Origin of the sequence: Niveispirillum irakense DSM 11586 (genome assembly GCF_000429645.1) — a bacterium.
In the GTDB taxonomy this organism is placed as follows: domain Bacteria; phylum Pseudomonadota; class Alphaproteobacteria; order Azospirillales; family Azospirillaceae; genus Niveispirillum; species Niveispirillum irakense.
In genome coordinates, this window is sequence record NZ_KE386933.1 from 823954 (window position 1) to 843398 (window position 19445).

General features: G+C 61.2%; 21 protein-coding genes and 1 tRNA gene. 8 read left to right on the forward strand and 14 right to left on the reverse strand.

Annotation, left to right across the window (positions count from 1 at the left end):
• Positions 1–85 precede the first annotated feature (85 nt).
• Complete coding sequence (locus tag G473_RS0117915; RefSeq protein ID WP_245580100.1) at positions 86–1714, reverse strand: phospholipase D-like domain-containing protein; 1629 nt, start codon at positions 1712–1714, stop codon at positions 86–88.
• A gap of 7 nt (positions 1715–1721) precedes the next feature.
• Positions 1722–1901 (reverse strand): CsbD family protein, encoded by a 180-nt coding sequence (locus G473_RS0117920; RefSeq protein WP_029014237.1) that lies wholly within the window; start codon positions 1899–1901, stop codon positions 1722–1724.
• Between the two features lie 230 nt (positions 1902–2131).
• Here G473_RS0117920 and G473_RS0117925 point away from each other — a divergent pair, with 230 nt between their 5' ends.
• Positions 2132–2950, forward strand: a complete 819-nt coding sequence (locus G473_RS0117925; RefSeq protein ID WP_029014238.1) for a class II glutamine amidotransferase — start codon at positions 2132–2134, stop codon at positions 2948–2950.
• Between the two features lie 48 nt (positions 2951–2998).
• Positions 2999–3670, forward strand: a complete 672-nt coding sequence (locus G473_RS0117930) for a DUF2987 domain-containing protein (protein WP_029014239.1) — start codon at positions 2999–3001, stop codon at positions 3668–3670.
• Positions 3671–3673: 3 nt separating this feature from the next.
• On the opposite strand, the gene G473_RS0117935 is transcribed toward G473_RS0117930, so the two are convergent.
• The 3 genes from G473_RS0117935 to G473_RS0117945 are packed head-to-tail and all read right to left on the reverse strand — an operon-like array spanning position 3674 to position 4701.
• Positions 3674–4075, reverse strand: coding sequence for a hypothetical protein (locus tag G473_RS0117935; RefSeq protein WP_035707653.1), 402 nt, complete (start codon positions 4073–4075; stop codon positions 3674–3676).
• Positions 4076–4080: 5 nt separating this feature from the next.
• Positions 4081–4338 (reverse strand): hypothetical protein, encoded by a 258-nt coding sequence (locus G473_RS0117940; RefSeq protein ID WP_029014241.1) that lies wholly within the window; start codon positions 4336–4338, stop codon positions 4081–4083.
• A 12-nt stretch (positions 4339–4350) separates the two neighbouring features.
• Positions 4351–4701, reverse strand: coding sequence for an ArsR/SmtB family transcription factor (locus G473_RS0117945; protein ID WP_051330406.1), 351 nt, complete (start codon positions 4699–4701; stop codon positions 4351–4353).
• Between the two features lie 185 nt (positions 4702–4886).
• On the opposite strand from G473_RS0117945, the gene guaA reads away from it, so the two are divergent.
• Positions 4887–6464, forward strand: coding sequence for a glutamine-hydrolyzing GMP synthase (gene guaA, locus G473_RS0117950; protein WP_029014243.1), 1578 nt, complete (start codon positions 4887–4889; stop codon positions 6462–6464).
• A gap of 84 nt (positions 6465–6548) precedes the next feature.
• Here the strand turns inward: guaA and G473_RS30425 are convergent, their stop codons facing one another.
• Positions 6549–7031: a hypothetical protein gene (locus G473_RS30425; RefSeq protein WP_154667455.1), complete on the reverse strand. Its 483-nt coding sequence runs from the start codon at positions 7029–7031 to the stop codon at positions 6549–6551.
• A gap of 245 nt (positions 7032–7276) precedes the next feature.
• Between G473_RS30425 and G473_RS0117955 the strand changes: the two genes are divergently transcribed.
• On the forward strand, positions 7277–7624 hold the full coding sequence (locus G473_RS0117955) for a zinc ribbon domain-containing protein YjdM (protein ID WP_029014244.1): 348 nt from the start codon (positions 7277–7279) through the stop codon (positions 7622–7624).
• A 295-nt stretch (positions 7625–7919) separates the two neighbouring features.
• Here the strand turns inward: G473_RS0117955 and G473_RS0117960 are convergent.
• The 3 genes from G473_RS0117960 to G473_RS30430 form a co-directional block, all read right to left on the reverse strand.
• Positions 7920–7995: transfer RNA gene (locus tag G473_RS0117960), tRNA-Glu, on the reverse strand.
• Positions 7996–8063: 68 nt separating this feature from the next.
• Positions 8064–9098, reverse strand: coding sequence for a threonine aldolase family protein (locus G473_RS0117965; RefSeq protein ID WP_029014245.1), 1035 nt, complete (start codon positions 9096–9098; stop codon positions 8064–8066).
• A 77-nt stretch (positions 9099–9175) separates the two neighbouring features.
• Positions 9176–9361, reverse strand: a complete 186-nt coding sequence (locus G473_RS30430; RefSeq protein ID WP_154667456.1) for a hypothetical protein — start codon at positions 9359–9361, stop codon at positions 9176–9178.
• Positions 9362–9549: 188 nt separating this feature from the next.
• Between G473_RS30430 and G473_RS0117975 the strand changes: the two genes are divergently transcribed.
• A complete protein-coding gene (locus tag G473_RS0117975) occupies positions 9550–10641 on the forward strand; it encodes an RluA family pseudouridine synthase (RefSeq protein WP_245580103.1) in 1092 nt (363 codons plus the stop codon).
• Positions 10642–10786: 145 nt separating this feature from the next.
• The gene (gene rpoH, locus G473_RS0117980) at positions 10787–11668 is read left to right on the forward strand and encodes an RNA polymerase sigma factor RpoH (RefSeq protein WP_029014248.1); all 882 of its coding nucleotides are present in this window, start codon (positions 10787–10789) and stop codon (positions 11666–11668) included.
• Positions 11669–11784: 116 nt separating this feature from the next.
• Here the strand turns inward: rpoH and G473_RS0117985 are convergent, their stop codons facing one another.
• Both G473_RS0117985 and G473_RS27615 read right to left on the reverse strand, forming a co-directional pair.
• Positions 11785–13158 (reverse strand): M16 family metallopeptidase, encoded by a 1374-nt coding sequence (locus G473_RS0117985; RefSeq protein ID WP_084438279.1) that lies wholly within the window; start codon positions 13156–13158, stop codon positions 11785–11787.
• Positions 13155–14627: a M16 family metallopeptidase gene (locus G473_RS27615; RefSeq protein ID WP_154667457.1), complete on the reverse strand. Its 1473-nt coding sequence runs from the start codon at positions 14625–14627 to the stop codon at positions 13155–13157. Before G473_RS27615 ends, G473_RS0117985 begins: the two co-directional genes overlap by 4 nt.
• Before the next feature lie 209 nt (positions 14628–14836).
• On the opposite strand from G473_RS27615, the gene G473_RS27620 reads away from it, so the two are divergent.
• Positions 14837–15061 carry a hypothetical protein gene (locus tag G473_RS27620; RefSeq protein WP_035707657.1) on the forward strand — a complete coding sequence of 75 codons (225 nt, stop codon included), beginning with the start codon at positions 14837–14839 and terminating at the stop codon, positions 15059–15061.
• Positions 15062–15094: 33 nt separating this feature from the next.
• Positions 15095–15337 (forward strand): hypothetical protein, encoded by a 243-nt coding sequence (locus G473_RS0118000; protein WP_245580105.1) that lies wholly within the window; start codon positions 15095–15097, stop codon positions 15335–15337.
• A gap of 218 nt (positions 15338–15555) precedes the next feature.
• Here G473_RS0118000 and G473_RS27625 read toward each other — a convergent pair whose 3' ends face one another.
• The 3 genes from G473_RS27625 to G473_RS0118015 all read right to left on the reverse strand — a co-directional run bounded on the left by G473_RS27625 (position 15556) and on the right by G473_RS0118015 (position 19277).
• Positions 15556–16050, reverse strand: coding sequence for a DUF3035 domain-containing protein (locus tag G473_RS27625; RefSeq protein ID WP_161631006.1), 495 nt, complete (start codon positions 16048–16050; stop codon positions 15556–15558).
• Between the two features lie 45 nt (positions 16051–16095).
• The gene (gene lspA, locus G473_RS0118010) at positions 16096–16644 is read right to left on the reverse strand and encodes a signal peptidase II (RefSeq protein ID WP_245580107.1); all 549 of its coding nucleotides are present in this window, start codon (positions 16642–16644) and stop codon (positions 16096–16098) included.
• 119 nt (positions 16645–16763) lie between these two features.
• Complete coding sequence (locus tag G473_RS0118015; RefSeq protein WP_029014252.1) at positions 16764–19277, reverse strand: cation:proton antiporter; 2514 nt, start codon at positions 19275–19277, stop codon at positions 16764–16766.
• Between the last annotated feature and the right edge of the window lie 168 nt (positions 19278–19445).

Genomic DNA, 19445 nt, shown 5'->3' on the forward strand with positions numbered 1-19445 from the left:
GGCCCCCCTTCCAGGCAATCACCACACCGTTGCGCCCTACAACGGTGTGGCAGACCGTCTGGGCATGGGCGCAGGTTTTGAGATTTTAACGAAGGCTGTGACCATCCCGCTTCATGCGCCGTGCCCGCCGGCGCCGCGCCCATCCCCAATCCAGGCGATGGAAGAAAGATTGGAAGGGAAAGCGCGGCCGCTCCGGATCCAGCAAGGCTTGTTCCACCAGATAGGTTTCCGCAGCATTCACCTCCTGGCAATTCACAGGAATCAGGGTTTTGCCCTTTGGCTGCCGCAAGGCTTCGATTGCAGCGATCAGGCTGCCCTTTTCGTCGATCGTACGGGCGGCGAGGGGCAGGGAGATGCCCAGATGTTCAGCAATAAGCCCGTCGCGTAATGCCCGCAGGCGGACGCGGCCCTCTTCATCCGCGCTGTCCCGTCCCAGGGCGACGGCCAGATCGCATTCCGTATCCACCCCCATGGAACGGTTATTCATGTTGGAAGAACCGATCCGCAGAATCTGATCATCCACGATCAGCAGCTTGGCATGCACATAGATGCGTATGCCCTTCGGTGTGACCGGCGCGTAGCAGGCGAATCGTTTGCCGTCCGGGTCCAGGGCACAAAGCGCATTCATGATATGGTCGCGGGCCCTTCCCATTGCGGCTTCTTCCAGCCAGCCATTGGCAACAGTGGGATTGATCACGACGATTTCGGGGCCGTCCGGCTCCTCCAGTCTTTCGACCAAGGCCTTGCCGATCCGGCGACAGGCGAAATACTGCGCCTCTATATAGATATGTCGTTTGGCGGCGCGGATGGCGGCAATCCACAGCCGTTCGATTTCCACCGCCTCTTCCTGTCCGCTGAAAGCGGGCTGGGTGCGGGCAATGCCAACCATGGGGCAATCGAACAGGGATTGCAGTTTTTCCGGCCACACATCTTTCTCATCAGCGTCACGCGGCGGGACGGGTAATTTCTCACCCGTAGCGTGGAACCAGCGTAATCGCGCCAGATCGCCTAAGGATTTTGCCGCGTCACCATCCACGATGGCTGTCATGTCATGGTACGGCTCGTACAGCTTGGGGCCGGGGCCACGGCGTCGAGGGTCATCATCCAGATGGCCGCGCGTGTCCCATCGCTCTGCGGTAATATCAATGCCGCCGCAAAAGGCGATCCTATCATCAATCACTACAATCTTCTGGTGGTGGCAGGCGCCCAGGGGATGGTCTGACGCCACACGGTAATGCAGGCGCCGCCCACTCATGAGATTGAGTATCCAAAGCGGTGTCATGCCCCGCATCAGGCCCCACAGGCCGCTGAAGCGCCATTTCAGCACATGAACCTGCAGATCGGGGCGGCCCCGGATCAACCATGCCAGATAGCGCCCCAGCTTATCCGGGGCTCCCTTGGGTGTTGGCTGGTCCTTATCCGGTTCCAGTCTGATCCGGGTATCGAAATCCCATGCGATCAGCAGCACCTGATGGCGTGCGTTAAGCAGGGCATGTTTGAGGGTGCGGAAATAATCCTGCGCATCGACGATGACGGCCATTCTATCCGCCCGCTCCACCCGCCAGCAGGTATCGCCAGGGCGGAGCAGAGACCCTGCCTGGTCGCTATCTGACGGGGCAGGAGGGGGGGGCGTGTCCTGCAACGGAATGACGCCGGACGTAAGACCGTCCGGCGTCATCTCGACGAGGTTCAAGGCGGAACCGTCGTGCATCATTCCACCGTTAGCGGGTCACATCGCGGATGGCGTCCTTGGTATGGCCGGCCACCTGTTGCACCTTGCCCTTGGCCTTGTCGGCAGTCCCTTCATTGACCAGGCGCTGATTATCGGTGGCCTTCCCCACGGCCTGCTTCACCTCACCCTTGGCTTCGTTGAACTTGCCCTTGATATTTTCCTTGCTCATGGTGGTCCTCCGTTGATCTGGCGCCGCCCCCGATGGGGTTGTGCGGCATTCACACAGGGATAAACGGCAAACCAGCTATCCGGGTTCCGGGCTTTTGGGTTTAACCTTTATGGCTTGCTCCCTTCGGGTGGTCTACCACTGCCCTTGTTCCGCCACAGGCGCCTGCTTAGTGTGGAATGTCTCCTGGGATTGTGATCCTGGGGTCCGGAGATGAGAGGGGATGGCGCGGAATGTGCCGCTGGCTGGCTTATACAGGTGTGCCGATTGCGATGGACACGTTACTGTTCCAGCCGCGTAACTCCCTAATCAGGCAATCCCTTTCCGCCCAACGCAGTGTCGTGCCGACCAATGGCGATGGGTTTGGTCTGGGTTGGTACGGTGACCTGCCCAGGCCCGGCCTTTACCGTGATACGATGCCGGCCTGGTCGGATGCCAATCTGCGTTCACTGTCTGAGCAAATCCGGTCGCCTTTGTTTTTCGCCCATGTCCGGGCCTCCACAGGTACGGCGACGGCGCGGTTGAACTGCCATCCCTTCCGCTACGGGGATTGGCTTTTCATGCATAATGGCCAGATCGGTGGTTGGCCGATGGTGCGCCAGGATGTGGAAGGTGCCATCCGGCGCGATCTTTATCGCCATCGGGAAGGATCAACCGATAGTGAGGCGTTCTTCTATCTGGCGCTGGGCAATGGCCTGGAGGAAGATCCCCAGAGCGCGTTCGCCCTGACCATTGCCCAGATCATGGGCATGATGCGGAAGGAAAATGTGGATGAACCTTTCCGCATGACGGCGGCCTGCAGCAACGGCAGGCAGCTTTATGCGTTACGGTGGTCCAGCGACGGCAAGTCGCCCAGCCTGTACTGGGCAAGTGGCCATGTGGGCGGCTGCCGTGATGGCCGCTTGAATCTGGAAGGTGGTAAGGACGGTGTTCTGGTCCTGTCTGAACCGCTGGACGAGGATTCCGCGCATTGGACGGAAGTGGCGGAATCCAGCCTTTTGGTGGCCGAGAAGGGCCGCGTCGATGTATTTCCCATCAATCCTTTGGGCTGAAGCGTTCCGGATGATGGATTGGCCAAAAATGGATAGGGAGAATATTGGATGAAGGGTCTGCCCCGTTTTGCCATTGCGGCTTTGCTGACCGCAACTGTGGCCCCTGTGGCCTTTGCCCAGCAACCCGCCGTACATCAGGAACCATATGAGGAGTTCTATAGTGAACTCGTCCGGTTCTATGACAAAAAGGATCGCGACCGGCTGGTGCTGCGCACGACCTTGCTGGCCCAGGATGGTAAAACACTGATCGACCCAATCCGCATCCGCATTGCAACGCGGGAAGGGGTGACTGAGGTGCCCGTCACCACGGATAATGAATTTATGATGCCTTTCAACCCGGCCTGGGTGAAGGAAGGCGCGATGGTCGAGGTCAACCAGCCGGAGAAGAATTACCGCATCCGTGCCCAGATCGGGATGAAGCTGCCGGAAGGGGATCGTTTCCCCTATGCAGAGATCGTGGCGGCCTTCGAGCAGTTTAACAAGCTGATCGACAAGGAGGCCGGGGTTCTGTCCTTTGTGGCACCGTCGGCCAAGGCGATCCGCTTCCATTGTGGGATGGATTGCCGTGTTACCTTGTCGGGCCCCAAGGGGGAACGTGTCTTGACGGCGGACGATCAGGGGCGGGTGGTCATCCCCAATGACAAGGCGATGCGGCGGGAAAATCCGACCGTTCTGGTCAACAGGCCTGTTGCCTATACCGTATTGACGACGAAGGGATGAGCCTTATCGCCATGCCTCTGTCGGCCCGCGCAGGTAGGTGCGCCAGACATGGTCCCAGGGTGTGGCAGCGATCAATATAATCACCAGCCCGCAGGCCACCATGTTCGCCGCCACCCCGTCGCTTACCTGATCCGCCAGGACAGCGGGCAGGGCGACGCGGGCCAGCCAGATCAGCTTCCAGGTGATTTCCCACAGCATCAAGGGCAGCATGCGCAGCGGTTGGCGCAGGCCCAACAGGGCCAGCAGCGACATAGCTCCCAGCATGATGACCACGATGCCTTCCATCATGTCCCATTCGCGGGCCGGGTCCAGGATTTGTGACCAGTTCAGATAACCGGCACCCAATGCCAGCAGCAGATAGGCGGCTCGAAGGATATTCAGTCGCCAGGGGGAGATCATTTTCATAATGTTCAGCCCACCTGTTTCAGGATTTTCTCGACATTGGCCAGCGATGCCCGCGCAGCCGACAGGTCGTTGCGCAGGGCGTTGATACTGTCGGTCTGGTGTTCCAGGGCCATGACGGCGCGTTCGGCCAACTGGCGGTAGCCATCTTCCTCGGCCATCTTGGCGCGTGCCTTGACTACATTGCTGATCATCTGCATGGCGAAGACAGACACGATCAGCACCACGAACCAAAAAACGGAATAGAGATAAGTATCATCGGCCATGTTCGTTCCCCTTTATTCCCCTGTGTCCCCCGGCGCCGGCAGGCTTTTCACGCAATGGCGGATAGATTCCGCCGTCAGGCTCAGGTGGAAAGGTGCCAGTTCCAGATAGTTCAAAGCCTTGCCATCATCGGACAATTCCAGCCGCGATGTGACCAACCCGGCTTCCAGCAGTTTCTGCATATGGAGATGCAGTAACGGCCGGCTGATACCGATCTCGCGTGCCAACTGACTGACATAGTGCCGTTCGCCATCTGCCAGCCGCGCCACGATACGCAAGCGGTGCGGGTTGGCCAGCGCTGCCAGCGCCGCCAGAACCTGCGCCCCATCACATGTCGTTTCGGCAATCTGTAGATCATGTTTCATGTGTAAGGTTTTTCTTACGCATGAAAGGAGATGTCAAGAAATGTTTGGGGCTGGTGCCTGCTGCTCCTGCCCTGCCGGTCCTGACATGGCAAGGGGCAGCCTTGCTTATGTGCGCCTTGTCGTGGCGAGGCTGGTTGGTTAGGTTGCGCCGCATTCTCCGTTCCACCCGCCCAGGAAAATGCGCCATGGCCGCCGCCGCTCCCGACATCGCCGCCCATCCCGACCGCGTCCTGATCCTGGATTTCGGCTCGCAAGTGACGCAGTTGATCGCGCGGCGCGTGCGCGAAGCCGGCATTTATTGCGAAATCATCCCGTTCAGTGCCGGGGAGGAACGCATCCGCGCCTTTGCCCCGCGCGCCATCATCCTTTCCGGTGGCCCGGCCAGCGTGACGGAAGCCGGCAGCCCCCGTGCCCATGATGCGGTGTGGACGCTGGGCGTGCCGGTCTTCGGCATCTGTTATGGCCAGCAGACCATGTGCGAACAGCTTGGTGGCAAGGTGGAGCCGGGTGACACCCGTGAATTTGGCCGCGCCTTTGTGGATGTGAAGGATGATTGCGCCCTGTTCGACGGTCCCTGGCATGTCGGTGCCCGCGAGCAGGTATGGATGAGCCATGGCGACCGGGTAACGAAGCTGCCGGAAGGTTTCCGCATCGTCGCCACGTCGGAAGGCGCGCCCTATGCCATCATCGCCGACGATACCCGCCGCTTCTATGCCGTGCAGTTCCACCCGGAAGTGTATCACACCCCGCATGGCGACGCGCTGATCCGCAATTTCCTGTTCAAGGTGGCGGGCCTGAAGGGCGACTGGACCATGGCCGCCTTCCGCGCCGAAGCCGTGGCCCGCATCCGCGACCAGGTCGGTTCCTCCAAGGTGATCTGCGGCCTGTCGGGCGGGGTGGACAGCTCCGTCGCCGCCGTGCTGATCCATGAGGCGATTGGTGCTCAGTTGACCTGTATCTTCGTGGATACCGGCCTGATGCGTGCGGGCGAGGCCGATCAGGTGGTCACCCTGTTCCGCGACCATTACAACATCCCGCTGGTGCATGTGGATGCGTCCGACATGTTCCTGGGCCAGCTGGAAGGCGTTTCCGATCCCGAACAGAAGCGCAAGATCATCGGCCGCCTGTTCATCGAGGTGTTCGATGCGGAAGCCGCCAAGATCGGCGGTGCCGAGTTCCTGGCCCAGGGCACGCTCTACCCGGATGTGATCGAAAGCGTGTCCTTCACCGGTGGTCCGTCGGTCACCATCAAGTCGCATCATAATGTCGGCGGTCTGCCCGACCGCATGAAGCTGAAACTGGTCGAGCCGCTGCGCGAACTGTTCAAGGATGAGGTGCGCGCACTGGGCCGGGAACTGGGCCTGCCGCACAGCTTCGTCGGCCGCCACCCGTTCCCAGGGCCTGGCCTGGCCATCCGCATCCCCGGTGAGATCACGCGGGAGAAGCTGGAAATCCTGCGCAAGGCGGACACGGTCTATCTGGAAGAAATCCGCAATGCCGGCCTCTATGATGCCATCTGGCAGGCCTTTGCCGTGCTGCTGCCGGTGCGCACGGTGGGCGTGATGGGCGATGGCCGTACCTATGACTACGCCTGCGCCCTGCGCGCCGTGACCTCGGTGGATGGCATGACGGCGGATTATTATCCGTTCGACCATGGCTTCCTGGGCCGCGTCGCCACCCGCATCATCAACGAGGTGCGCGGCATCAACCGGGTGACCTACGACATCACCAGCAAGCCGCCGGGCACGATTGAGTGGGAATGAGGGGCGTCTGATACCAGCGGCTGAGGATATTGATCACCCGTCAATATTCTCAGCCATGGTGATGATTGTCGTCCAAATATCGTATTAACGCCGTTTTGCGAGGGTCCGAAGCTCTTCTGCTTCCGTCTGTGTGACTTTTGACCAGGATTTCGACTGGCCGCAACTATAGTTGATGGACAAGGCCCCTTTGGCGGCGGGCGGGTCTGTTTCCGGCCAAGGGCTGGGTGCTAAGAAAAGTAGATACTCACTGCCTAGATCAGGTGAGCCCCTCTCCTCATTCAGATAAAATCCGCCGCTATTTCGTTCCGTAAATAGCGTGAATTTCATTGGCAAATTCCCCTTATAACTCTCCATGGTTTCGAGTTTATAGAGGGTCCAGGAATCGTCTTCGTCTGACCAATGATAATCTGCGGCGATTAGTTTTGCGCGAACAACCCACTTTGAATCCGTGAATTCCTGCGCAATTGTTGTCTTTGCATAGTCTACGCCACGATAATGACAAAAACTGTGCGCGGGTGAAATTAATGTGACGAAGAGGATGAAATTTATGAAGATCTTTTTTGTCATGTTAATTCTATTTTCGATTTAAATTTTATTTACTATAATAAAAATTACCTCTTTTGCAACGGATTTTCCTCATTTTGATTAATCAGGCGAACTAACTTATCAATCTCTCTCAGAAAAGTTAACGATGAAATGGAAATCCCAAAAAAATGAAAGCACTGTTTTCTGTGGATTTTTACATTTTGAATGTTGTAGCTCTATAAAAAGGAAAGAAATTCCCGATTTATCACCGAGCTGGAGTGACTTCTTTGACCGACAACCTGACCTGCCCTCAATGCTCCTCGGGGCATGTCTATCAGGACGGTAGCCTATGGATGTGCCCGGAATGCGGCCATGAATGGAACCCGGATGCCGCTGGCGCGGAAGAGACGACAGATGCCGTGATCCGCGATGCCAACGGCAATGTGCTGGCCGATGGCGACACCGTGACCGTGATCAAGGATTTGAAGGTCAAGGGCTCGTCCCTGGTCATCAAGGGCGGCACCAAGGTCAAGGGCATCCGCCTGACGGATGGTGCCAATGGCCATAACATCGCCTGCAAGATCGACGGGATCGGGGCGATGGACCTGAAGTCGGAATTTGTGAAAAAGGCGTAAGGCGACTTGATAGGGTGGCGTCATAGCATAGCGCTGCCCTACCAATCAAAATTTTGTGTGCTTTAGGGCTTGATTATCAATGTGATGGCTGATCCCGTCACGCAAATGCCCGACAGATCCGCCGCTATAAGCAGATTCGCCTATGGTCTGCGGAGGCACAGCAGGCGTGATGTGTGGAGCGCACTGCTTTGAAGGCAGCATTCCAGATATCCAACAAACGCTGGAATAAGCTGAGATATTTCATCGTGAAATATGGAATTATCTGACGCAGAACATCCAACCAGAAATCGGAGGATGGCGTCCCCAAGGGGATTCGAACCCCTGTTACCGCCGTGAGAGGGCGGTGTCCTAGGCCTCTAGACGATGGGGACGGGGCCTGCGGTGGAGGCGTGTTTAGAGGGTTGGGCCGTATGGATCAAGCACTTTTTTCACCATGCCATCATTTTCCCCTGGCAGATAGATTTGCCGCAACCGCCAGCAGTTTGGTGACGGAATGTTCATCAGTGTTCCAGGCGGTGACCAGACGGATGGTGCAGCCGTCCCAGCGATAGAAGCCAAATCCAGCGGCTTCCAGGCCCTGGATCATGGTTTCCGGCAGGATCACGAATAATTCGTTCGCCTCCACCGGATGGGCCAGCGTTACGCCGGGCAGGGCCGACAGGCCAACGGCCAGCTTTGTTGCCATGGCATTGGCATGGCCGGCCAGTCGCAGCCACAGGCCATCGGCCAGATAGGCATCCAACTGGGCGGACAGGAACCGCATCTTGGAGAAGAGATGCGCGGCGCGCTTGCGGCGATAGGCGAAATCCGCCGCCTTGGCCGGATCGAAGAAGATCACGGCTTCGGCTGCCATGGCCCCATTCTTGGTGGCGCCAAAGGACAGCACATCCACCCCGGTCCGCCACGTCACCTCCGCCGGGTCACAGCCCAGGTGGGCTACGGCATTGGCGAAGCGGGCGCCATCCATATGCACCGACAGTCCCTGGGCATGGGCGATCTCCGCCAGGGCCGCCACCTCTGCCGGCTGATACACGGTGCCGGCCTCTGTTGCCTGGGTCAGTGACAGGGCGGCCGGCTGCACGGCATGGACAAAGCCCTTATGGGCCCGGGCCAGCGCCTCTTTCAATGTATCTGCATCCAGTTTGCCATGGGCGCCTGGCAGGGGGACCAGCTTGGCCCCGCCGGTGAACATCTCCGGCGCACCGCATTCATCGGCCTGGATATGGGCTTCCCCCTGACAATAGATGGCACCCCAGGGCGGGGAAAGCTGCGCCAGGGACAGGGCATTTGCGGCGGTGCCCGTGGCGACGGGAAAGACGGCTACGGTGCGGCCGAACAGATCGCTGAACCGTTGTTCCATTCGCCGGGTGATCGGGTCGGCGCCATAGGAGGGGGCGGTGCCTTCATTGGCCGCGACCATGGCTTCCAGGATGGAAGGGGCCACGCCAGCCACATTATCCGACATGAAATTCATTTAACGATCAATCCGACTGTAAATGGGTTTCAATGTGACCATGGTCACCGCGCCTGAAGGGGCTGTCCCCCATTTTGTCACGGTGTCGTGGTGACCAGAACGGTTGCAGCGCCATCGCGCGGATCGACCAGCAGAATCTGCACCTGCCCATCGGGCTGGCGTACCTGCAGGGCGATACGGCCACCCACGCTGGCAATGCCGGGCAACAGCTCGGCACCCGCCGGCAGAATCAGGGGCTGGGCCGGACCGGTCAGGGGCGCCATCGTCGGCGCCTCCGCGGCTGGTGCCGGGCTGGTTCCGGTGGGGGGGGTGTCTGAGGGCTTTTCGGTTTTGAAACGCTGGGCAAAGCTGCGCGGATGGTTGGGGTCGACAGAGCGTTTGTAGACTTCGAAGCCAAGGAATGCGAAGCCAGCGACGATAAGCAAGCCCCCGATGACAAGGAGAATTTTAAGTGTCCGCACGTTCCGCACTTCCTGCGTTGGAGACCACCGGCCTGCCGGCCGGCCTGGACTTTGACGATATGGATGACGACCTGATCGGGGGTGACCTGGATGTCGCCACCGATGCAGGCGGGCCGGCGCACCATCAGGTGATGGTCGCAGCCGCCCAGGAGGGGGAACGGCTGGACCGGGCCCTGGCGGACGCGCTGGCCGCTGCTGGCCTGTCGCGGTCACGGCTGGCCGCGCTGATTGCGCAGGGCCATGTCGCCACAGGCGGCCAAACCATAGAGGACGGCTCCCGCCGGGTCAAACAGGGCCAGTGCTATGATGTCACCGTGCCGGCAAGTGCACCGGCGACGCCGCAGCCCCAGGCAATCCCGCTTTCGATTATTTATGAGGATGCGGATTTGCTGGTGATCGACAAGGCAGCCGGCATGGTGGTCCATCCGGCGGCCGGCAATGCCGATGGCACGCTGGTCAATGCCCTGCTGCACCATTGCGGGGCCGATCTGTCGGGCATTGGCGGTGTGCGTCGCCCCGGCATCGTCCACCGACTGGATAAGGATACAAGCGGCCTGATCGTGGTTGCGAAGAACGATAAGGCGCATCAGGGCCTGTCCGCCCAGTTCGCCGACCGGTCGCTGTCGCGCACCTATCAGGCCGTGGTCTGGGGCGTGCCCGCCCCCCGGTCGGGGGAGATCACCGGCAATATCGGCCGCCATCCCAGCGACCGTAAGCGCATGGCCGTGCTGGAGCGGGGCGGCAAACCCGCCATCACCCGATACACGCTGCTGCGGGCCCTGGGGCCGGCGGCATCGCTGGTGGAGTGCAAGCTGCTGACCGGCCGCACGCACCAGATTCGCGTTCACATGACCCATATCGGCCATCCGCTGGTGGGCGATCAGGTTTATGGCCGCATCCGGCAGGGCCGCACACGCGGCGTGTCGGAGGCGGGCAAGCAGGCTCTGGCCGGTTTTCCGCGCCAGGCCCTGCATGCGGCGGCCATTGAGTTCATCCATCCGGCAACGGGCGTGAAGATGGGCTTCACGACTGTGTTACCGGATGATTTCAAGGGCTTAATTCAGGCGCTTGAAACGTTATAGTAGCAGCGGCTTTCAGGAAACCCGCCGCCGGGCCGTCATGGCCGGTTCAGTTTCCTGAAGGTCGTTGCATCATCCATGCAAAAGCCGCCGCCGGTGCCGATGCGGGCCGGTGGGGGACCAAAGCCCATGAAGGGGGAGAGATACCATGTCGAGCGTACCTGCCATTCCGGCCATCAGTTCTGAAAGCAGCCTGTCTCGCTATCTCCAGGAAATTCGCCAATTTCCCATGCTGGAGCCGGGCGAGGAATATATGCTCGCCAAAAGCTGGCGGGAGCATGACGACACCAAGGCCGCCCACCGTCTGGTGACCAGTCATCTGCGTCTGGTGGCGAAGATCGCCATGGGCTATCGCGGTTATGGCCTGCCGGTGTCGGAACTGATCTCCGAAGGCAATGTCGGCATGATGCAGGCGGTCAAGCGTTTTGACCCCGACCGTGGCTTCCGCCTCGCCACCTATGCCATGTGGTGGATCCGGGCGGCTATCCAGGAATATATCCTGCATAGCTGGTCGCTGGTGAAGATGGGCACCACGGCGGCGCAGAAGAAGCTGTTCTTCAATCTGCGCAAGCTGAAGGGCCAGATGCAGGCGATCGACGAGGGTGACCTGCCGCCGGAAACGGTGACCAAGATCGCCCAGACCCTGGATGTGGCTGAATCCGATGTCGTGTCCATGAACCGCCGGCTGGCCGCCGCCGACCATTCCCTGAACGCGCCGCTCCGCGTGGATGGGGAAGGGGAGTGGCAGGATTGGCTGGTGGATGAGACGGACAGCCAGGAAATCAAACTGGGCGAGCAGCAGGAGTTGGGCAAGCGCAAGGCGCTTCTGGCCAATGCTATGAAGTCGCTGAACGAGCGCGAACGCCATATCCTGATCGAACGCCGCCTGCGGGAAGAGCCGACGACGCTGGAAGACCTGTCAGTGCAATATGGCATCAGCCGTGAACGGGTGCGCCAGATTGAGGTGCGGGCGTTTGAGAAGCTGCAAAAGGCGATCAAGAATGCCGCTATCGAGCAGCGTTTGACCTGACGGTGATATCGCGGCGGAGGCCCGCAGCCTCTGCCGACACATACAGCCGGGTTGGTTTCCAACCCATAAAAAAGGGGCGCCGCAGCGGGCGCCCCTTTTCATTTTATCGCTGCCGATCAGCCTTTCTGGGCCGGGGCGGCATACATCTGCTTGTCCGCCTTCACGCCCACCGGCTGGCCCACCACCACGGTGGTCAGCTTGGCCGGGTCCAGCAGACGGGCGGCGACCCGCTTCACGTCGGCCAGGGTAACGGCATTGATCAGGTCGTTGCGCTTGTTCAGATAATCGATTCCCAGATTGTCCTGCTGCACGGACAGCAACAGCCCCGCAATCGCGTTGTTGTTGGTGAATTGCAGCGGGAAACTGCCGGTAAGGTAGGTCTGGGCGTTGCGCAGTTCGGTTTCGGTGATGCCGTTCTTGCCGACTTCACCCCAAATCTGCTTGATCAGGTCAATCGCCTGTCCCGCCTTCTCGTTATTGGTGGAACCGCCGACTGATACCAGGGCCGCATGGTCCCAGGGTGACAGGCCGGAACCCACACCATAGGTCAGGCCGCGCTTTTCCCGCACCTCGTCCATCAGGCGGGAGGAGAAGCCACCGCCGCCCACCACATAGTTCAACACCGTGGCCGCGTACCAGTCGGGATCGTCCCGCTTCAACCCTTCCTGCGCCATGATGATGATGGTCTGCGGGATCGGGCGCGGGATGGCGATGGTCTGGCCCGCAGCGGCTGGGCTGACATCGGTGACGGAAGGACGGGTACCGGTGGCGGGCAACTTGCCGAAAAGCTGATCCAGCACCGGCGCCAGTTCCGCCGCTGTGATATCACCGGATACGGCCACTTTCAGCCCGTCCCTGGTCAGCCTGGTCCGGGTGAACTGGACCAGATCATCGCGGCCGATGGCGGGCAGGGTATCCAGCGTACCGCGCTGGGGCCGGCCATAGGGATGGCTGGGAAACAGGCTTTCCGCCAGGGCAAGCTGACCCCAATAGGAGGGATCGGACTGGGACCGGCGCAGGCCGGCCAGCATCTGGCCCCGGATACGGTCGATGGCCTCCTGATCAAAGCGCGGTTCTGTCAGGGCCAGCCGCATCAGATCGAAGGCTTCATCCTTGGTCTCTTTCAGCGTTGTCACATAGCCGACAAACCCATCGCGTCCGGCGGAGAAGCCGAGGCTGATGGAATTATCTTCCATCCGACCCTGGAAAGCCTGGGCATCCAGATCGCCAGCCCCTTCATCCAGGGTGCTGGCCGCCAGCATGGCCAGGCCCAGCTTACCGTCAGGGTCCAGTTCCGTGCCGCCTTCAAAGGAGAACTGGATGGCGATGATCGGGTTTTTGGCATCGCGGACCAGCCAGGCCTCCACCCCGCCAGGGCTGACCACCCGTTCGATATCAATGGCGGCGGCGGGCAGGGCCACGGAAAGCATCAAGGCGCAGGCACCGGCCAGGGCAAGCGCGGTACGGCGGAATATCATCGCTATTCTCATTGCACGTCTCCCGCTTCGGGCGCGTGGCCAGCCGTGGTGGAGGGCGGGCCGGGCGGCGCGGCGCGGCCGCCGGGCATGGGCGGGGCATTGGGATCGGGCAGCAGGATGCCGGTGGCATGGTTATCCGCGGCCAGCACGGCGCGGGCGGCTGCATTCACCTGTTCCACCGTAACCGCACCAATCCGCTCGGGCCACGCCTCCACATCTTCCACCGTCTGGCCGGTGGTCAGGGCCAGGCCGAAGGCGTAGGCGGGGCCTTGCAGACTGTCGCGGGCGAAGATGGCTTCGCGCTTAAGGCGTGTCTTGGCGCGCTCCACCTCATCCGCTGTTACTCCATCGCGCAGCAGCTTGGTGATTTCCGCCTCCATGGCTTTTTCCACGACAGCCACATCGCCGCCCGGCACGGGCGTGGCCGACAGGCCCAGCGTGCCCAGGTCCAGCGCCGTGGGCTGATACCAGAGGCTGACACCGGCAGCGACCCGCTGATCCACGACCAGCGACTTGTAGAGCCGGGCGGTGGCGCCGCCGCTCATGATGCTTTGCAGCACTTCCAGCGCGTAGGCATGTTCCTTGGCACCAGCATTGTAGCTGGGGGCCTTCCAGATGCGCATCCAGCTTGGCTGGCTGACCTGGGCATCGGTCAGGCTGATGCGGCGGGCACCTTCCGTCGGCGGCTCCGTCACGCGCACGCGGGCGGGGATGTCCTTCACCGGCTTCAGCTTGCCATAGGTCTTTTCCGCCAGCGGCTTCAGGTCCTTGGCGGTGATGTCGCCGGCAACCACCAGGATGGCGTTATTGGGGGCGTAATGATGCTTATAAAAATCCAGCGCATCCTGGGTGGTCAGCTTCTCGACCTCGTGCATCCAGCCGATGATCGGGGTGCCATAGGGATGATGCACGAACAGCAGGGAGTTGAGCTGTTCATAAAGCCGGGAGCCTGGATCATTCTCCGTCCGCTGGCGCCGTTCTTCCTGGATCACGGCACGTTCCGGCAGGGTGATCTCGTCGGTCAGCTTCAGACCGGTCATCCGGTCGGCTTCCATGCCCATCACCAGTTCCAGCCGGTCACGGGCGATATTCTCGAAATAGGCCGTGTAATCGTAGGAGGTGAAGGCATTGTCCTGCCCGCCATTGCTGGCGATGGTGCGGGAAAATTCCGCCGGCTTCAGCTTGGAGGTGCCTTTGAACATCAGATGTTCAAGATAATGGGCGATGCCGGATTTGCCCGGCTGCTCATCGGCGGACCCCACCTTGTACCAGACCATGTGGCTGACGACGGGGGCACGGGGATTATTGACCACCACCACCTGCATGCCATTGGACAGGGTGAAGGTCTCCGGATCATAGATCCGGGCCTGGGCCGGTACGGCAGCCGTCAGGGCCAGCGCGCCCAAGGCGACGCCGGCGGCGGCACGGGCAAGAAGCGCCCGCAGGCGCCGGGCAGGAGGGGACGGGGGACGGGCGTTCACGGTGATTGCAACCTCCCTGGAACGGGCTACCCCCGCCCAAGGGGACGGGGGTGGATGTTGTGGCTAATGTGCCGCTGCCTTTCGTCTGCGCCAAGGGTTTCCGGTCCTGTGGCGGATTAATTACCTGTCATGGAAGCGCCCCCCGCTGGCATCCACGGAACCCCGACCTGAAATCTGGGTTGTCCTTGCACCAGTGACAGGAGGAAAAAATGCCGATCCGGAGCGAGCAGGAACTGGAAAAGGCCGTCGCGGAATATCAGCGCCTGGGACAAGGCGCGCTTTCATCAGCTGATGCCGACAGGCGCGACAATCTGAATGCCGATATCCAGGCTTACTACACCGAACATGCAGCGGATCTGCGCAAGGCCAAGCCGGAACGCCATGATGATGTGGAACCGGATACGCCGAAATCCCCAGCCGACACGCACCCGTGATAGGATGGGCCCGATATTCCTGGTGTGGAGTGGGTGATCTTGCGTCGCGGTGATAATTGCTACACGTGCCGGTTCTGGCTGGGCCATGGCGTGCGGGAACGGGGGCCGAAAGGAAACTGCCGCCGCTTCCCCCCGGTCGTGACCGACCGCTGTCCTGGCGGCGCTTTTCCCACCACCAATTTCACGGACTGGTGTGGGGAATGGCAGCGCCATGCCGGTATCCGTGACGCGGCCGGCGATGAAGACTCGGGCGAGACCTTATATGACAGTCTCTGATACCAACTTCCTTTGATCGTGACCGATCACGGGAGGTTTCGTGTCCCTCAATTGCCGGGCGGCGGTCGCCAGTCTCCAAACTGCCAAGGGGCAAACCCTCGGCAGTTTGGTATGACTTGGTGCCCCATACCGCCCGTGGCGGCGTGTAGACATGAAAACGGGCGGGATAATTTAATTACCCCGCCCGTTTCAACGCCGGATACTTGAACGATGATCCCTTACGGGGCCGTGCTTTCCTTGCGGCTGATGGCCGGTTCGGCCCCCGGCTGCACGATCTCAGGATTGACGGCACCGTCCTTCCAGAACATCAGGCGGTCCAGCAAATCCTTGTTGGCCACGATCACGCCCGGATTTTCCCGGTCCACGATGGCACGGATGTCGGGCGTATTCTGATCAGCGCCGGCCAGGGAGAGCAGAGCGCCTTCACCGGCCGTCTGGGCCGGATTGGTGCGAGGGTCGACCAGCGCACCGGTGCCCGCACTGCTGGCGCCGAACAGGCTGGAGTGGGCACGGGTGTCACGCTCCAGTTCCTGCGGGCGGGGGCTGCCCGGCTGCGGCGGACGCAGGTTGAAGTCGGGCGGCATTTCCAGCGGTGCGCGTGCGACCACCTGGAACTCGTCCGGGGCATTGCGGTCGCTGAAGATCCCGCAGCCCGACAGCAGGCTGCCGAAGGCGATCAGCGCCAGGGCCGACGCGGCGTTGCGCTTAAGCATGAACACACCCATGGGTCCGATCCGTACCTTTGAACGAAATCATGATTACGGCGTTTGCGGCTTGGCAAACAGCCCGTCGATCAACAACAGGCAGACACCTACCACAATGCAGCAATCAGCGACATTGAATGCCGGCCAGTGCCAGCCGGCGAGATGAAAGTCAAGGAAATCGGCAACCGCACCGAAGCGCAGCCGGTCGATAATGTTGCCGACGGCACCGCCGACAACCAGCCCCACCGACAGGGCCTGAAAGGAACTGGCGCTCCGCCACGCCCAGGCAATCAGCGCCCCGCTGATCACCAGGGACAGTAACACCAGCACATAGGGCATCAAATCGGCACCGCTGGCGAACAGGCCGAACGAGACGCCAAAATTCCACACCATGACGAGGTTGAAGAATCCCGTCACCTCGATCATGGGGCTGTTGACGGCACAGCCAGGACCGCTGGGGCCCGAAAGGCAGGGCAGAACGGATGACAGCACCCACTGCTTGGAAAGCTGGTCCAGCACGAAGGCGACCAAGGCCACCGGCGCACCGATCCGCAGCAACTGCCGCTTCAATCCCACCGGTCCCGCCATTCCATCCACCATCATGCGCCTTCTATCCCTGACCGGGCGATCCTGAAACCTTAACACGGCGGAAAGACGGCAAACTGCTGCTGTCGTCAGAATAAATCCGCCGGGCCGGGATCGTAGCAGCGGCAAGCCCCACGTCAACCCGTCAGACGGCGGGCAATCGCTTCATCGATATGCCCCTTCAAAACAGGGTCTTTCTGATAGAGCCGGGTGAAATCCCGACGATCCAGTTCCAGAAGCTGGCAATAGGTAACGGCGGTGACATCGGCATTGCGGGGCTGGTCGCGAATCAGCGCGATCTCGCCGAAGAAGTCGCCGCTGCCCAGCCGGATGGGCTCATCCAGTCCGGGAACAGCGACTTCCACCACGCCGGAGGAGATGAAATAAACCTTATCACCCCTTTCCCCATGGCGGACGACAGACTCGGCCGGGAAATAGAGCCGGGGCCGCAGCAGCCGTTCGATCCGGCGGAGTTGATCTGGCGTCAGATCAGCGAACAAGGGCACGCGCGCGATAAGCTGATGCGTGGCAAGCCCCAGATCAAGCTGGGGCGGGCTTTCCACGGCCAGGCGCCGATCGCGCAGGTCACGTTCCAGATAGTTCAGGATTTCCCGGCTGATCAGGGCTTCATCGAACAGGGCCTGGGTGGCCCGTTCCTCCATCCGCAAGCCGGCGCGGATCAGATACTGGGCCTGCACACTGTCAAGATAGGCTGGATATTGCAGGCGTATCGTGTCCATCGCCTCGTCCACCCGTTTCAGCCGCTGGGCCAGGATGTCCTGAATCTGCGCCGCGGTTTCACGACCCAGCATGGGTTGCAGCCGTTCCGTCGTGAAACGTTGCAATTCCTGCACGCCGAAGCGAAGCGCGGTCAGCATGGCGAACCGTTCGGACAGCCGGGCTGAAACCGGGCGCTCGATCCCTGTTTTCCGGTGCAGCCAGAAGGCAAAGCGTAGCGGTCGCGAGGGGCGAACCAGCTTGCGCGTGATCTTCAGATAGCCATCAACCCCATAGGTTTTCAGCCCGTCCTGAAGGCGCCCGGCGCCGGCGGTGAGGGTTTGAACCGTCAGGCGGGAGATGATGCCGTCGCGGAAATAGGAGAGGTAGCGCTGCTCCTCATACCGGGCCAGGGTCGAGAGGCCGATATAGAGCTTGTCCGTCGGCTTCAGCGCCCCATACCGGGCATCCAGGTCCAACTGTTCCTGTGCCAGTTCGGCGCCCCGCTCCATCAAGGGCTCAATCGCTTTATTGGTATCCAGGCCGAAACGGGTCGCCACTTTTTCCAGATCCGCGCGGATATTGCTCAGCGACAGACCAAGGGCTCGGTTGCGCAGGTTCAGTTCCACCGGGTTCAGCTTGTCGATCCCCAGCAGCCGGATCAGGGGACGCAAGGTCGTTCCCTGAACGAACAGGGTGAAAAGGACGAATCCGGTCACCACCACAGCGACCGTGTCCTTGATCCCGCCCGATATCTGCCGGTTCTCCGTCACAGCCAGGGCAAGTGCCAGGGATACGGCCCCGCGCATGCCGCCCCAGGTCATCACAATGCGATAGGGCACGGAGATGCGGTCGCTTGCCCCAACCCAGGCCAATACCGGCAGCAGCCCGAAAATCACCAGCGCACGGGCGAAGAGGGCGGACAGGATCAGGGCCGCCAACAGGGCCAGATGGCTCCACCGCATATGAAACAGCGTTGGCGGCACCAGCATGGAGGCGAACATGAAGATCAGCGAATTGGCCCAGAAGCCAAGCTGCGCCCATACATGTTCCAGCCCCACCCAGCTTTCCGGGCTGATCCGGGTGCGCCCCGCCGACGCCATGACCAGGCCGGCCACGACCACCGCCACGACGCCGGAAACGTGGAGATAATGTTCCCCCAGGATGAAGGCGATATAGGGCAGCGCCAATGTCAGGGTGATTTCCGATTGGGGCTGGTTATGCAGCGGCGTGACGATCAGGGCCGTGATCCAGCCCAAGGCCCAGCCAACGGCGATGCCGCCGATGAATTTGAACAGGAAATCCAGGGCTGCGGCTCCCAGATCGGCATCGCCCCCGCGCGTCAGCATGCCTAGCAGCAGGGTAAAAAGCACGATGGCGGCGGCATCGTTGAACAGGCTTTCCCCTTCCACCAGGATCGACAGCCGGCGCGGCGCCCCCAGATCACGGAAGATGCCAATCACCGCCGCCGGGTCGGTCGTGGCGATGATGGAGGCCAGCAGCAGGCAGACGATCAGCGCCCGTTGTGTGGCCTGCCCATGCCAGACACCCCAGGCCCACCACATGGCCAGCCCCGCCAGCAGGGCCGTTGCCAGCACAGCGACGATGGCCAGCAGCAGCACCGGCCCCATATCATCCAGCAGGCGGCGGACATCCACGGCCAGGGCCGTTTCAAACAGCAGGACGGGCAGAAAGATATACAGAAAGGCGGAGGAGGTGAGTTCGACCTCGCCGATGGCGTGGATGAACTCCGTCAGCGGTCCCGTCTGGCCGGTCACCGCGCTGCCACCATGCAACAGCAGACCGATCCCCACGCCAGCCGCCGCCAGTACCACGGTATAGGGCAGGCCCAGGCGCCCCGCCAATGGCTGCATCAGGCTGACCAAACCCAGCAACCCGGCAACGGCGAGCAGCGTATAGACCAGTGTTTCCATGGGGATGCATCATCCATCATCGGCCGGCAAGGCGTTTTCACCATGACATGCCGCTGTGGGGACCGGATAGCGGGGCATTCGTGGGGCAGGCCCGCAACCTTCGCAAGGCCAGTGCTTGCCGTACCGGGGACGCTGTCGTAACGTCAGCGCCAGGGTCGCATCCAGGGG